Origin of the sequence: Oerskovia sp. NPDC057915 (assembly GCF_042887685.1) — a bacterium.
In the GTDB taxonomy this organism is placed as follows: Bacteria; Actinomycetota; Actinomycetes; order Actinomycetales; family Cellulomonadaceae; genus Oerskovia.
On record NZ_JBHVOS010000004.1, the window covers coordinates 206,726 to 220,660 of the forward strand.

11 protein-coding genes are annotated in these 13,935 nt (G+C 72.9%); 6 read left to right on the forward strand and 5 right to left on the reverse strand.

Annotation, left to right across the window (positions count from 1 at the left end; translation table 11 throughout):
- Positions 1 to 51: 51 nt before the first annotated feature.
- Genes ACFVQ3_RS04540 through ACFVQ3_RS04550 form a run of 3 tightly spaced genes read right to left on the reverse strand, consistent with a single transcriptional unit; the run spans position 52 to position 2,989 of the window.
- Positions 52 to 816: a YggS family pyridoxal phosphate-dependent enzyme gene (locus tag ACFVQ3_RS04540; RefSeq protein ID WP_387635596.1), complete on the reverse strand. Its 765-nt coding sequence runs from the start codon at positions 814 to 816 to the stop codon at positions 52 to 54.
- Positions 813 to 1,562: a glutamine amidotransferase gene (locus tag ACFVQ3_RS04545; protein WP_387635598.1), complete on the reverse strand. Its 750-nt coding sequence runs from the start codon at positions 1,560 to 1,562 to the stop codon at positions 813 to 815. Before ACFVQ3_RS04545 ends, ACFVQ3_RS04540 begins: the two co-directional genes overlap by 4 nt.
- On the reverse strand, positions 1,559 to 2,989 hold the full coding sequence (locus ACFVQ3_RS04550) for an aminotransferase class I/II-fold pyridoxal phosphate-dependent enzyme (protein ID WP_387635601.1): 1,431 nt from the start codon (positions 2,987 to 2,989) through the stop codon (positions 1,559 to 1,561). Before ACFVQ3_RS04550 ends, ACFVQ3_RS04545 begins: the two co-directional genes overlap by 4 nt.
- A 470-nt stretch (positions 2,990 to 3,459) precedes the next feature.
- Between ACFVQ3_RS04550 and nrdD the strand changes: the two genes are divergently transcribed.
- The 3 genes from nrdD (at position 3,460) to ACFVQ3_RS04565 (ending at position 8,038) form a co-directional block, all read left to right on the forward strand.
- Positions 3,460 to 5,733 carry an anaerobic ribonucleoside-triphosphate reductase gene (gene nrdD, locus ACFVQ3_RS04555; RefSeq protein WP_387635604.1) on the forward strand — a complete coding sequence of 758 codons (2,274 nt, stop codon included), beginning with the start codon at positions 3,460 to 3,462 and terminating at the stop codon, positions 5,731 to 5,733.
- A 7-nt stretch (positions 5,734 to 5,740) separates the two neighbouring features.
- Positions 5,741 to 6,313, forward strand: a complete 573-nt coding sequence (gene nrdG / locus ACFVQ3_RS04560) for an anaerobic ribonucleoside-triphosphate reductase activating protein (protein ID WP_387635606.1) — start codon at positions 5,741 to 5,743, stop codon at positions 6,311 to 6,313.
- 132 nt (positions 6,314 to 6,445) lie between these two features.
- Positions 6,446 to 8,038, forward strand: coding sequence for an exo-alpha-sialidase (locus ACFVQ3_RS04565; protein WP_387635609.1), 1,593 nt, complete (start codon positions 6,446 to 6,448; stop codon positions 8,036 to 8,038).
- Positions 8,039 to 8,087: 49 nt separating this feature from the next.
- Here the strand turns inward: ACFVQ3_RS04565 and ACFVQ3_RS04570 are convergent, their stop codons facing one another.
- Positions 8,088 to 8,816 (reverse strand): helix-turn-helix domain-containing protein, encoded by a 729-nt coding sequence (locus tag ACFVQ3_RS04570; RefSeq protein ID WP_387635612.1) that lies wholly within the window; start codon positions 8,814 to 8,816, stop codon positions 8,088 to 8,090.
- A 78-nt stretch (positions 8,817 to 8,894) separates the two neighbouring features.
- On the opposite strand from ACFVQ3_RS04570, the gene ACFVQ3_RS04575 reads away from it, so the two are divergent.
- On the forward strand, positions 8,895 to 10,313 hold the full coding sequence (locus ACFVQ3_RS04575; protein ID WP_387635615.1) for an MFS transporter: 1,419 nt from the start codon (positions 8,895 to 8,897) through the stop codon (positions 10,311 to 10,313).
- Between the two features lie 145 nt (positions 10,314 to 10,458).
- Here ACFVQ3_RS04575 and ACFVQ3_RS04580 read toward each other — a convergent pair whose 3' ends face one another.
- Positions 10,459 to 11,145, reverse strand: coding sequence for a DNA alkylation repair protein (locus ACFVQ3_RS04580; protein WP_387635617.1), 687 nt, complete (start codon positions 11,143 to 11,145; stop codon positions 10,459 to 10,461).
- Positions 11,146 to 11,429: 284 nt separating this feature from the next.
- Here ACFVQ3_RS04580 and ACFVQ3_RS04585 point away from each other — a divergent pair, with 284 nt between their 5' ends.
- Together ACFVQ3_RS04585 and ACFVQ3_RS04590 are read left to right on the forward strand one after the other, a co-directional pair.
- The gene (locus tag ACFVQ3_RS04585; RefSeq protein ID WP_387635620.1) at positions 11,430 to 12,854 is read left to right on the forward strand and encodes a hemolysin family protein; all 1,425 of its coding nucleotides are present in this window, start codon (positions 11,430 to 11,432) and stop codon (positions 12,852 to 12,854) included.
- The gene (locus tag ACFVQ3_RS04590; RefSeq protein ID WP_387635623.1) at positions 12,851 to 13,864 is read left to right on the forward strand and encodes a hemolysin family protein; all 1,014 of its coding nucleotides are present in this window, start codon (positions 12,851 to 12,853) and stop codon (positions 13,862 to 13,864) included. The genes ACFVQ3_RS04585 and ACFVQ3_RS04590 overlap by 4 nt, the downstream gene beginning before the upstream one ends.
- Positions 13,865 to 13,935 lie beyond the last annotated feature (71 nt).

A 13,935-nucleotide genomic window follows, 5' to 3' on the forward strand; every position in this document is an offset into this window, starting at 1 on the left:
GGAGCACACCAGGGGCACCGCGCACGAGCCGTCCGGCGCGCGCCGGGCGGGTCAGGTGGGCCAGTAGGCCGAGTCCGGGACCGAGCGCGGCCCGAAGACGGCCTGTCCGACGCGGACACACGTGGCTCCTTCGGAGATCGCGAGCTCGTAGTCGCCGGACATGCCCATCGAGAGCTCGGCGAGCCCCACGCCCTCGGGGGCCGTGTCACGGAGCCGGTCACGCAGCGACCGCAGCCGGGCGAAGCACGCGCGGACCCGTTCGCGGTCCGTGGTGAGCTCGGCCAGGGTCATGAGGCCGCGGACCCGCAGGGCGGAGAACGTCGGCAGCGCCTGGACGAAGGCGGGCACCTCCTCGGGCGCCAGTCCGTACTTGCTGGGCTCGTCCGAGGTGTTGACCTGCACGAGGACGTCGAGACCCCGCCCGAGCGCCTGGAGCCGCCGGTCGAGCGCCTGCGCGACGCGGAGCGAGTCGAGGGCCTGGAACTCGGTCGCGAAGGCCGCGACGTCCTTGGCCTTGTTCGTCTGCAGGTGCCCAACGACGGCCCACTCGACGTCGAGGTCCGCCAGGTTCTCGGACTTGCGCCGGGCCTCCTGGACCTTGTTCTCGCCCAGCCGGACGAGACCTGCGGCGACGGCCTGGCGGATCCGGTCCTCGGGCACGGTCTTGCTGACCGGCAGCAGCCGCACGGTGTCCGGGTCACGTCCCGCCTCGGCGGCCGCCGCCGCGATCCGCGAGCGCACGGTGTCCAGCGCGCCGGTGAAGTCCGCGACGGTGCGTGCCGTCCGGTAGGGCTGGTCGTCCGGTCGTGCGGTCACGAGCGCTCCCACGGGTCGGAGGGGGTCGGGGCGGGGTTCTGCAGGAGGCGGGTGCTCTGCGCGACCCAGTCGTCGAGGACGCGCCTGGCCACGTCTGCGAGGACCGGTCCGTGCTCGAGGGCCTGCGCACGGATCCGGCGAGGGTCGATCCCGGCGCCCGCGAGCTCGTGCGCGTGGCCCACGAGCCAGCTCTCGATCCGGGTGTGGTCCGCCTCGAGGTGGAACTGCAGCCCGAGCAACGCCGGACCCGCCGAGAACGCCTGGTGCGGGAACCCGGGCGTCTCCGCGAGGCGTACGGCCCCCGGGGGGATCTCGAACTGGTCTCCGTGCCAGTGCAGGACGGGCACGCCGTCGAGCGGCGCGAGGACCGATCCTCTCCCGGCGTCGGTGAGCGTCAGCGGTCCGTACCCGATCTCGTGCCGGCCCGTCGCGGAGACGTCGGCCCCGAGGGCGTGCGCCACGAGCTGGGCGCCGAGGCAGATGCCGAGCGTCGGTCGCCCCGCGCTCAGCCGACCGGAGAGTGCCGCGAGCTCGGCGGCGAGGAACGGGTAGCGCTCGACGTCGCCGACCCCGACAGGGCCACCCAGCACGACGAGGATCTCGGGGTCCAGGAACGCCTCCGGGGTGAGGGGGTCCGTCCCGGCCTCCAGGTACGTCACCTCGTAGCCGTGCGCGTCGAGAGCTGTCGCCGCGAGCCCGAGGTCCTCGAAGGGGACGTGCCGGACCGCGAGCGCCCGCCGGGTCACGAGGCCTCCCCCTGCGCATCGAGCCCGGTGGCGCGCTGCTCCGCGCCGCCCGTCCCGGCTCGCGTCGGTGCGGTCCTGCCGCGCGCGCGTGCTCCCAGGGTGTCGTGAGGCCCGAGGATCGCGGCCAGGTCGGTCGCGAAGGCTTCTGCCTGCGGGGCGTCGAGGGTCGAGGTCGTGACGCGGATCGCTGACGGGCGGCCTGTGCCGAGCGTGAAGTCGTCGCCCGCGCGGACGGCCCACCCGTGGGCCGCGAGGTCCTCCACGACCCGCCGGGCGGACCCCGGCACGGGCAACGGCACCCACAGGTTGAGGCCGTCCCCGGGCCCCGGGACGGCGACGCCAATCTCCCCGAGCGCGACGGCGAGCCGGTCGCTCCGGCGGGCGTACGTGGCGCGGGCCTGGTCGAGCAGGACATCGGTGCCGGGGTCGGCGAGCAGGTGGGCGACGACGCGCTGGAGGACGTGGCTGACCCAGGTGGTGGACGAGCCGAGCCGGGTCTCGAGCCGAGCCGCGGTGGTGGCGTCGGCGAGCACGAAGGCCAGGCGCAGGTCGGGTCCGAGGAACTTCGACACCGACCGCACGAGCGCCCACCGGGGTGCCCCCGGCGGGGTGATCCGCACGTAGGGGTGGGTCGACACCGCCGAGAAATGGTCGTCCTCGACGACGAGCACGTCCGGGTGCTCGGACAGCGCGTCGCGCAGCGCGGCCGCACGCCGGGGCGTCAGGCTCACCCCCGTGGGGTTGTGCGCACGGGGCGTGCACACCACGGCTCGCGCGCCGGCCGCGAGAGCGTCCCGCAGGCCGGCGACGCTCATGCCCTCGTCGTCGACCGGGACGGGGACGCCCCGGTACCCACCGAGCCGGAGCGTGCCGATGCTCGACAGGAAGCACGGGTCCTCGACCGCGACCAGGTCGCCGCGTGTCAGGTGCGCGGCGAGCAGGCGCTCGACCGCGTCGACGGCTCCGTGCGCGAGGACGACGCGGTGCTCGCGGTCGACGTCCGGCGCGAGGTGCTCCTGCGCCCACCGGACGAGGTCGGCGTCGACCGGTGGTCCGCCGTACAGCGAGGGCGCGTAGCCCGCGTCGAGGGCTCCTGCCAGGCCCGGGAGCAGCGACGGGTCGGGGTTCCCGCTCGACAGGTCCACGAGCCCGGAGGGCGCCAGTCCGTCGCGGTCGAGGTCGGGGACACCGAGCACGACCGTGCCCCCGCGCCGCCGGCTCTCGACGACCCCGGCGGCCGCCAGCTGGGCGTACGCGGCGGCCACGGTGTTCCGGTTGAGCCCCAGCGCTCCCGCAAGGTCACGGATGGGAGGCAGGGACTCCCCTGCCCGCAGCGCTCCCGTCTCGACGAGCGTTCGGACGGACGAGACCACCTCGTCAGCGCTGGCGCCCTCGATCCTGTCGATCCTGTCGATCCTGTCGATCACGGTCACTCCCCTCCCCGGTCCCGGCGCCCGCATCGAGCGGAACGACCACCGACCAAACATATGTCCTAGGACATAGGTTTGACCATCGCTCTGTGCGGCGATCCCGTCCGGGCCCGGCCACACCCAGCCCGCGCCATGGGCCCGCAGAACCGGCCTGCTGCCTCCGCGACACCGGCCCCCGTCGCCGGCCCGCCGGCCCGGCCCGCTGCGTCCGCGTCGCCGGGCCGCCGCCGCCGTCCGCACACCGCCCCGCCCGCTCGCGAGAACCTCGTGCGGCACGCCGGGACCGAAGGTCCGTCGAACGAGTGACCAACGTCCCGACCTCAGGGAGGAAGGTCCCGGCGCGCCCGAGATTGTCCACTACATGTGGGCTCACACGGGTGTAATTGCTACTACATCTAGTTTTCATCGGCGCCACCTCCTGCCCGTCCGGGCAGGCCCGGGGCGCCACGCAGAGAGGTTGTGGTCGCATGGGCCTGGTCGGGGTGGAGCAGGGCGAGGACGTCACGTCGGGGGCGACGAACGGCCTCACGGTGCTCAAGCGTGACGGTCGAGCGCTCCCGTTCGACGACTCCCGGATCCGCGCCGCGCTCACGAAGGCCTACGAGGAGGTCCACGGTGCCGCGACGCCTTTCCACGAGCGCGCCCTCGACGCGGTGCTCGACCGGGTGGTCGCGGAGATCTCGGTGCGCTTCACGGGCGTCGTGCAGATCTACGAGATCCAGGCCGTGGTCGAGCACGAGCTGCTCGAGTCGCGCGAGTACGACGTGGCTCGCGCCTACATCGACTACCGCGTCCAGCGGGACTTCGCGCGCAGCCGGTCGACCGACCTCAACCACTCGATCGTGGGCCTGATCAGCAAGGACTCGGCGGTCGTCAACGAGAACGCGAACAAGGACTCGGACGTCTTCAACACCCAGCGCGACCTGACGGCGGGCGCGGTCGGCAAGGCGATCGGCCTGCGCATGCTGCCTCCGCACGTCGCGAACGCCCACCAGAAGGGCGACATCCACTACCACGACCTCGACTACCACCCGTACGCACCCATGACGAACTGCTGCCTGATCGACTTCCGGACGATGCTGTCCGAGGGGTTCCGCATCGGCAACGCGCAGGTCGAGCCTCCCCGTTCGATCCAGACCGCGGCCGCTCAGATCACGCAGATCATCGCGAACGTCGCCTCGAGCCAGTACGGCGGCTGCTCGGTCAACCGGATCGACGAGCTCCTGGCACCGTACGCCGAGCTCAACTACGCCAAGCACCTCGTCGAGGCCGAGCGCTGGCTCACCGACGCGTCGACGCACGACGCCTACGCGCGGGCCAAGACGGCCAAGGACATCTACGACGCGATGCAGAGCCTCGAGTACGAGATCAACACGCTGTTCACGTCCAACGGGCAGACCCCGTTCACGTCGGTCGGCTTCGGGCTGGGCACCGGGTGGCTCGAGCGGGAGATCCAGCGCGCGATCCTGCAGATCCGCATCAAGGGCCTGGGGGCGGAGGGCCGCACCGCGATCTTCCCCAAGCTGATCTACACGCTGCGCCGCGGGGTGAACCTGGAGCCGGGCGACGAGAACTACGACATCAAGGAGCTCGCCGTGGAGTGCGCGACCAAGCGCATGTACCCCGACGTGCTGAGCTACGACAAGATCGTCGAGATCACGGGCAGCTTCAAGATGCCCATGGGCTGCCGCTCGTTCCTCCAGGGCTGGAGCGACGAGGACGGCCACGACGTCGTCGAGGGTCGCATGAACCTCGGTGTCGTGACGCTCAACCTGCCCCGCATCGCCCTGGAGGCCCAGGGCAGCCAGGAGGCGTTCTGGGACATCCTGGCGGAGCGTCTGGCCACGGTCCACGACGCGCTCGTCTACCGCGTCGAGCGCTGCAAGGAGGCCGTCCCGGGCAACGCCCCGATCCTGTACGTGCACGGGGCGTTCGGCGAGCGCCTGGCCCCGGACGACGACGTCGACCAGCTGTTCCGCGACGGGCGCGCGACCGTCTCGCTCGGGTACATCGGGCTGTACGAGGTCGCGGCCGCGTTCTACGGGGGTGCGTGGGAGGCCGACCCCGAGGCCAAGGAGATGACGCTGCGCGTGCTGCGGACCCTCAAGGAGCACACGTCCGCGTGGACGGCCGAGCACGGCTACCAGTTCAGCGTCTACTCGACGCCGAGCGAGAGCCTCACGGACCGGTTCGCGCGGCTCGACCGGGAGAAGTTCGGCGTGGTGGCCGACATCACCGACAAGGAGTACTACACGAACAGCTTCCACTACGACGTGCGCAAGGACCCGACGCCGTTCGAGAAGCTCGACTTCGAGATGGACTACCCGCAGTACGCGTCGGGCGGGTTCATCCACTACTGCGAGTACCCCGTGCTCCAGCAGAACCCGAAGGCGCTCGAGGCCGTGTGGGACTACGCCTACGACCGGGTGGGGTACCTCGGCACGAACACCCCGATCGACCGCTGCTACGCGTGCGGGTACGCGGGCGACTTCGCACCGACGGCGCGCGGCTTCGCGTGCCCGGGGTGCGGCAACACGGACCCGCGCACGTGCGACGTCGTCAAGCGCACGTGCGGCTACCTCGGCAACCCGCAGCAGCGCCCCATGGTGCACGGACGGCACGTCGAGATCTCCTCGCGCGTCAAGCACATGGCGGGCGCGGTGAGCCTGGGCGCCGCCGGGTCCGCGAGCGCCGCGCCCGACGGGAGCCCCGCGGCCGGCGCCGGCCCGGCGGAAGCCTGAGGTCGTCGTGCCGCGGGACCCTCAGCCCGGCTGGCTCGCGGAGCGCTTCAGCCAGGGCCACGTCGCGGACTACAAGCCGTTCGTGTTCGTCGACGGCGAGGGCGTGCGCTGCAGCCTGTACGTGAGCGGGTGCCTGTTCGCGTGCGAGGGCTGCTTCAACGAGGCGACGTGGAGCTTTCGCTACGGCACCCCGTACACCGGCGAGCTCGAGGAGCGGATCCTGGCGGACCTCGCGCACGAGTCCGTGCAGGGCCTGTCCCTCCTCGGCGGCGAGCCGTTCCTCAACACGGGCGTGTGCCTGCGCCTCGTACGGCGCCTGCGCGAGCAGCACGGTCGGGGCAAGGACGTGTGGTGCTGGACCGGCTACACGTTCGAGGAGCTCCGCGCGGGGTCGGCCGACAAGCAGGAGCTGCTCGCGGGGCTCGACGTGCTGGTCGACGGCCGGTTCGAGAACGCGCACCGCGACCTCACGCTCCCGTTCCGCGGGAGCACGAACCAGCGCGTCCTGTCGGTCCCGGCGTCGCTCGCCGCGGGCCGCGCGGTCGCGTGGACGCCTGCGCGCGAGGCGCGGTCCGCCTGACCTGCCCGACGGCGTCGCGCACCTTCCGCGTGGAGGTGCGCGACGCCGTCGGGCAGGTGCCGCAGGGCGCGCGCCGGGACTCGCCGCCCCTCGGAGCTTGGTCCCGGGCGCGGACCGGGGTACTTCTAGGTGATGCGCACGAACCCCCACGAGATCACCCATCAGGTCCTGGCCGCCCGCGGCGTCGGCGGGCACCGCCAGTACCGCATCCCCGCCCTGGCCGTCTCGACGCGCGGCACGGTCCTCGCGGCGTACGACGGACGCCCCAACCTCGACGACCTGCCGAACACGATCGACCTCCTGGTCAGGCGCAGCCCCGACCACGGCCGCACGTGGGGCCCGCAGCAGGACGTGCGCGTCGGTACGGGGCTCCAGGGCTTCGGCGACCCGAGCCTGCTCGTCGACCGGGTGACCGGTCGCATCTTCTGCTTCCACGCCGCGGGGACCCACGCGGGGTTCTTCGAGGCGGTCGAGGGCCTCGAGCCCGAGGACGACGTCCAGCACGTCGACCTGTCGTTCTCCGACGACGACGGGCTCACCTGGTCGCACCGCCGCGTCACGGGCTCGCTCAAGCCGCACGGCGTCACGGGCCTGTTCGCCGCGGCCGGCGCCGGGATCCAGCTCGAGACCGGACCGCACGCGGGGCGGCTGCTCCAGCAGATGGTCCTGCTCCTGGGCGGGGAGATCCGCGCGGCGTCGGCGTACTCGGACGACCACGGCGACACGTGGACGCTGGGCGAGCCCACGGGTCCCGGGGCCAACGAGAACAAGGTCGTCGAGCTGAGCGACGGCCGCGTCCTGCTGAGCTCGCGCGCGAAGGGCTGCCGGGTGCAGGCCGTCTCGACCGACGGCGGCCACTCCTACGGGCCGCTGACGCCCGTACCGGACCTGCCCGACCCGAGCGACAACGGCAGCATCCTGCGGCTCGGTACGGTGACCGGCCCGGCCGCTCCCCTGCTCGTGACCAACAACCGCGACGCCGACCTGCGCCGCAACACCGTGCTCAGCGTCTCGCACGACGAGGGCACGACCTGGCGGCCCGCGCTGACGATCTGCGCGGGATCGAGCGCCTACTCGACCGCGGCCGTGCTCGCCGACGGGTCGCTCGGCGTGCTCTACGAGCGCGACGGGTACAGCGAGATCGTGTTCGCCCGCGTCGACACCCACGCCCTCTCCCCCGCGGCTCTCGCCGAGGCCGTCGAGACGTTCGTGGACGACGACGGCGGCGACTTCACCATGGTGCTGCGCTCGATCACCCCGGGGCGCCCCGCGCAGTGGGTCAGCGTGGGCGCGTCGCACGTCATCTCGGCCGAGGGGGGCGACTGGGGCGTGCACACCTGGAAGGAGATCGGGCAGGGGTACGACGGCGACCAGGTCCTCGGCACGCGCGAGGCGCAGGACGTCAACTACGGTCCGGCCGCGCCGGGGCTTCGCGCGGGCGACATCCTCGCGTTCACGGGGCGCTTCCGGCACCGTGGCCCGCAGCCCGTCACGGCCGCGCTGAGCGGGGACCTCGACGGCGACGTCGCGGCCCGGTTCCCGGCCGTGCGCCTCGCGCCCGGCGAGGACGCCCTGTACTTCACGCCGACCTACACCGTGACGGCGCAGGACGTGACGGCCGGCTTCGCGATCGTGCGGTGCGCCGTGCAGGCCGGGACGGAGCGGTTCGAGCAGGCGTTCCGCGCGGACACCGCGACCGGGGAGGTCGTGGCGGTCGCGCCCTGACAGCCCGCGCTCGGTTCGCGGGCCAGGGGGCGCGAACCGGCGTCGTCGATCAGGGCGGCGCGTCGGTGAGCGCACCGGGCGCACCGGGCGCGTCGGCGTCGGCGTCGGCGTCGGCGTCGGGGTCGGGGTCGGGGTCGGGGTCGGGGTCGGGGTCGGGGTCGGTGTTGGGGTCGGTGTTGGGGTCGGTGTTGGGGTCGGGCGCGAGATCGGTGCGGGTGTGGGCTCGTTCGCCCTGCGGCCCGAACAGGCTGAGCACCTCGGCGCCCTCCTGACCCGTGCTGCCGAACCAGTGGGGCGTGCGGGTGTCGAACTCGGCGACCTCCCCGGCGTCGAGCACGAGGTCCCGGTCCCCCACGACGAGCCGCATCCGGCCGGTCAGCACGTAGAGCCACTCGTAGCCGTCGTGCGCCGTGAGCACGGGCTCGGTGGCCTTGCGCGGGACGAGGATCTTCCAGGCGTGCTGGTTCGCGGGCTGCCGGGTCAGCGGCACGACGACCCGGCCGTTGACCCGGCGCGGGACGAGCCGGATGCGGGGGTCGCCCGTCTCCGGGGCGCGCACGAGCTCGTCGAGCGGCACCCGGTACGCGTGAGCGAGGAGCAGGAGCAGCTCGAGGCTGGGCTTGCGCCCCCCGGTCTCGAGGCGTGACAGCGTGCTCTTCGAGATCCCCGTCGTGCCCGCGAGCGCCGCGAGGGTGATCCCGCGTCGCCGCCGGAGGGCGCCGAGCCGTGGCCCGACCTGGTCGAGCGCGCGTCCGATCGCTGCCGTGGGGTCGTCCATCGTGCCATCCCACCACCCTGTCCCAGTTCCAGCAACATCCATTGCCGAGACCGGGTCGGAGCGGGCAGCCTCGGCGGTATGAACCCCACCCCGCGCGACCCACGCTCCCGGTCCGTCCTCGTGAGCGCGCTCGCGCTCTCCACGCTCCTGGCCTCGCTCGGCACGAGCGTCGCGAACGTCGCGCTGCCCACGCTCGCGCACGAGCTCGACGCGCCCTTCGGCCGGGTGCAGTGGGTCGTCCTGTCGTACCTGCTGTCGATGACCGTGACCGCGGTCGCCGTGGGGAGGCTCGGCGACGCCCTCGGGCGGCAGCGGGTGCTCCTCGCGGGCCTCGGTGTGTTCACGGTCGCAACGCTCGCCTGCGCCCTGGCGCCCACCCTCCCGGTGCTCGTCGCCGCCCGATCGCTGCAGGGGGTCGGGGCCGCGGTCATGATCGCGCTCCCGCTCGCGCTCGTGCGGGACGTCGTGCCCGAGGAGCGCACCGGGGCGGCCATGGGGCTGCTGGGTACGACCTCTGCGGCGGGGACGGCACTGGGACCTGCCGGGGGCGGGCTGCTGATCGCCGCGTCGAGCTGGCAGGCCGGCTTCGTGGCCATGCTGCCGCTCGCGGGCGTCGCTCTCGTGCTGACCGGGCGCGCCCTCGGTGACGCACCCGCCCCGGCACGATCCGGTGCGAGGTTCGACGTCGCCGGTGCCCTCGTGCTCGCGGGGGCTCTCGTGGCGGGCACCCTCGCCATGACCCCTGCCGCGGTCCCGCAGGTGGGCGCCGCACCCCTGCTCGTGGTCGCGGCGGTCCTCGTCGCGCTGCTCGTCGTGGTCGAGCGCAGGGCGGCAGCTCCCCTCGTGCCGTGGGGGCTCCTGCGCACCCGTGCACTGAGCGGCGGCCTGCTCATGAACCTGCTCGTCGCGACCGTCATGATGAGCACCCTGGTCGTGGGGCCCTTCTACCTCGCGGGAGGTCTGGGGCTGAACGAGGCCGCGATCGGCCTCACGCTCGCGGTCGGGCCGGTCGTCTCGGCCCTGACCGGCGTCGTGGCCGGGAGGGTCGTCGACCGCGCCGGCGCAGGGCCCATGACGACCTGCGCGCTGCTGACCATGGCGACGGGGACCGTGCTGCTCGTCGGGCTTCCTCCCGTCTGGGGGCTGCCCGGCTACGTGCTCGCGCTCGTGGTCCTGACTCCCGGGTACCAGCTCTTCCTGGCCGCGAACAACACCGCCGTCATGACCACGGTCGACGCAGGACGACGCGGGACGGTCTCGGGCGTCCTGAGCCTCTCGCGCAACCTCGGCCTCGTCGCGGGCGCCTCCGTCATGGGCGCGGTGTTCGCGGGCGCGACCGGGTCGGTCGAGATCCAGGACGCCTCGGCGGCCTCGATCGCGGCCGGGACGCAGGCGACCTTCCTCGTCGCGACCGCCCTCCTGGCCCTCGCAGCCGTGGTCTCGCTCGCGGTCCGCAGGCGTACCGACCTCTCCGTGAGCCCTGCCCGGGCCTCGTGAGCCCGATCTCGTAGGCGAGCACGACGAGCTGGGCACGGTCGCGCGAGCCGGCCGCCAGGCCCGTCGAGGGGACTGCGCGCAAGGGTTCCGGTGCGCGTGGTCGCAGGGAGCGGTCCGCCGTGCCCTCTGGCCCCGGCCGGAGCCGCTACCCCAGGGTCCGACGCCGGACGATCTCCGCGATCCAGGTCGGTGCGAAGGGCGACGTGCAGCCCGGGGGCGTCGGGTAGTCCTTGAGGACCTCGAGCCGCTCTCCGATGGCCACCGCACGCGGCCGGAGGTCCGGGTCGTGGATGCCGATGGTCGCGAGGCACTCGTTCATGGCCCACTGGAGGCGCTCCGGGGCGTCCTTCATGTCTGCCTCGATGCGGTCGAGGAGCCCGGGCAGGTCGAGGCCGTCGGGGGACTTCGCGACCCGGTCGGTCGTCAGGGCCCATCCCGCGCTCGCGACGACCGGGTCGGGGTCCGCGAACCACACGGTGCGCAGCTCCTCGACGTGCGGGCTCTTCTTGACGACGTAGCTCACGAGCCATCCGTGCACCTTGGGAACGCGCGCGTCGCGCAGCATCGCGTCGAGCTCTGCCGCCGAGTACGCCTTGGGGCGGCAGACCAGGATCGCGACGAGCCGCGCCGCGGTGTCACCGGTCGCCCAGAGCTCGCCCGCGAGCTCGTGCTGCGTCCTGAGCGACTTCGCGACCGCGCGCAGCCTGGTGAGGTTGACGCCGTGGTCGTCACCGTGGCGCGCGTTCACCGCACGGATCTTCGGGTCCTCGAGGGCCGCCAGCTCGGCCAGCACGTCGCTGACGGTCGCCTGGGCCACGGCAGTGGTCGCCACGTCGGTCTCCTCGGTCTGTCGTGTCCGCTCGTCGGTCGTCGCTCACACCCTACGTCGCTCTCCTCGTCCACCGCGGGGACCCCCGTGGGGAGTGCCCGCGTCGCCCCCTGGTGGAAGCACGGGCCCGACGCTGAGAGAATCGGTGCGGGATTCCGGGAACGCACGGGCGCGCTTCCGCGTTGACCTGTCGGAATCCACCCGCGATCTGAGAGAGACATGGACGCAGACAGTACGAACCCCCTTGTGCCGGCCACCGATGCTGCGACGAGGGGGTGCAGGTTCTGATGTGGGTGCTGACACTGCTGCTCGGCGTCGTCGTGATCGTCGCGATCACGGCTGTGACCGGCTACTTCGTCGCCCAGGAGTTCGCATACATGGCCGTGGACCGGTCTCGCCTGAGCGCGCGCGCCGGCACGGGCGATGCCGGCGCCAAGCGCGCCCTGGCGGTCACCAAGCGCACGTCCTTCATGCTCTCGGGCGCCCAGCTCGGCATCACCGTGACGGGGCTGCTCGTCGGCTACGTCGCCGAGCCGCTCGTCGGTGAGTCCCTGGGCACGGCCCTGGGAGGGGTAGGCGTCCCGACGGGCGTCGGCATCGCCGTAGGCACCGTCCTGGCCCTGGTGTTCTCGACCTTCATCCAGATGATCTTCGGGGAGCTCTTCCCCAAGAACCTCGCGATCGCACGGCCCGAGCCGGTCGCCCTGTGGCTCGCCCGCTCGACGACCATCTACCTGGCCGTCTTCGGATGGCTCATCAAGATCTTCGACCAGGCCTCGAACCTCCTGCTCAAGGCGCTGCGGATCGAACCGGTCCACGACGTCGAGCACTCGGCCACGGCCCGTGACCTCGAGCACATCGTCGCGGACTCGCGCCAGAGCGGCGACCTGCCCGGTGAGCTCTCGGTCCTCCTCGACCGCATCCTCGACTTCCCCGAGCGCGACGTCGAGCACGCGATGATCCCTCGGGCCCGCGTGGACGTCGTGCACGTCGACGACACCCTCGGAGAGGTGCGCGCACGGATGGCAGCCGGGCACTCGCGCTACCCGGTGCTGGCGGACGACGACCAGGTCGTCGGCGTCGTGCACCTCGTGGACGTGCTCACGACCGCTCATCCCGACGAGGTGCACGCCCAGGACTTCATGCGCCCCGTGGTCGTGATCCCGACCGCGATGAGCCTTCCGGACGCGCTGCGCGAGCTCACCGAGACGCACAACCAGCTCGCGTGCGTGATCGACGAGTACGGCGGCTTCGCGGGTGTCCTGACGGCCGAGGACCTCGCCGAGGAGCTCGTCGGTGAGATCACCGACGAGCACGACCCCGCGACGCCCACCATCGCCCCGCGCGACGACGACGGCATCTGGGTCATGCCCGGAGACACGCACATCGACGAGGTCGAGCGCGCGATCGGCCGCGACCTGCCACGAGGCGACTACGAGACGATCGCCGGGCTGGTCATCGACCAGCACGGCTCGCTGCTCGAACCCGGCGAGGGCATCGTCGTGGAGCTGCCCCTCGACCCCGCCGACCTGGCGCTCGCGGCCGAGCCCGAGCCCGCCTGGATGCGCGTCGACGTGATCGAGGTCGAGCGCCACGTCCCGTCGCTGGTCCGCGTGACCTTCCCGACGGACGACCGGCCGGACCCCGTCCCCGACACCGCACCCGCTGCGGCGCCCGCCGCGGCGCCCGAGACCGAGGAGGGCGACCGATGAGCAACCCCTGGGTCGTCGTGTCCATCACCGTCGTCATCATCGCGCTCAGCGCGTTCTTCGTCGCCGTCGAGTTCGCGCTGCTCGCGGCCAAGCGGCACCGCCTGGAGGACGCCGCCCCGAACAGCCGTTCGGCCCGCGCCGCGCTCCGCAGCTCGACCGAGCTGACCGTGCTGCTCGCGGGCTCCCAGCTCGGCATCACCGCCTGCACCCTGGCGCTGGGCGCCCTCACCAAGCCGGCCGTCCACCACTGGCTCACGCCCGCCTTCGAGGCGTGGGGGGCGCCGCTGTGGGTCGCGGACGCCGCCGGGTTCGTCCTGGCGCTGATCATCGTGACGTTCCTGCACCTGGTCGTCGGCGAGATGGCGCCCAAGTCGTGGGCCATCGCCCACCCCGAGACGTCCGCCACGCTGCTCGCCATCCCGATGCGCGGCTTCATGTGGCTGACCCGTCCCCTGCTGACGATGCTCAACAACATGGCGAACTGGTGCCTGGTCAAGGTCGGCGTCGAGCCGACCGGTCAGGTCGCCTCGGGCCAGAGCGCCGACGACCTGCGCCACCTCGTCGAGCACTCGGCCAACGTCGGCGCCCTGGACCCGGCGTACTTCGCCCAGCTCTCCGGTGCGCTGGACCTGCAGACCCTCACCGTGGGCGACCTGCTCACCGGGCGGGGCAGGCCCACCATGGTCCCGCTGAGCGCGACCGTGCACGACGTGCAGGAGGCCACGCGCACCTCCGGTCACCTGCGGATCCTGCTCGGCGACGACACCACCATCTCGGGCGTCGTGCACGTGCGTGACACGCTCGACGTGGACGGCGACCGGCCCGCGGCGGACCTCATGCGGCCGCCCTTCACGCTCGAGTCGTCCGTCCCCGTCTACGCGGCGTTGGCGCAGATGCGCGAGACGCGCAACCATCTCGCGGTCGTGACCGACGGCGCCACGGTCGCCGGGGTCATCGCCCTGTCCGACGTCATGGCCCGGCTCTTCCCCCGGGAGGTCGCCGCGGTGTGACGTGCGGTGGCCGGCTCCGCGCCGGCCCCGCTCCCGACGACGGCGCCCCACCCGGTCGAACGACCGGGTGG

What these genes read in the sequence shown, in the direction of transcription:
- nrdD (WP_387635604.1), top strand. Translation starts at nt 3,460, where the DNA reads ATGGGCCTGGTCGGGGTGGAGCAGGGCGAGGACGTCACGTCGGGGGCG.
- ACFVQ3_RS04565 (WP_387635609.1), top strand. Translation starts at nt 6,446, where the DNA reads ATGCGCACGAACCCCCACGAGATCACCCATCAGGTCCTGGCCGCCCGC.
- ACFVQ3_RS04570 (WP_387635612.1), bottom strand. Translation starts at nt 8,816, where the DNA reads ATGGACGACCCCACGGCAGCGATCGGACGCGCGCTCGACCAGGTCGGG.
- ACFVQ3_RS04575 (WP_387635615.1), top strand. Translation starts at nt 8,895, where the DNA reads ATGAACCCCACCCCGCGCGACCCACGCTCCCGGTCCGTCCTCGTGAGC.
- ACFVQ3_RS04585 (WP_387635620.1), top strand. Translation starts at nt 11,430, where the DNA reads ATGTGGGTGCTGACACTGCTGCTCGGCGTCGTCGTGATCGTCGCGATC.
- ACFVQ3_RS04590 (WP_387635623.1), top strand. Translation starts at nt 12,851, where the DNA reads ATGAGCAACCCCTGGGTCGTCGTGTCCATCACCGTCGTCATCATCGCG.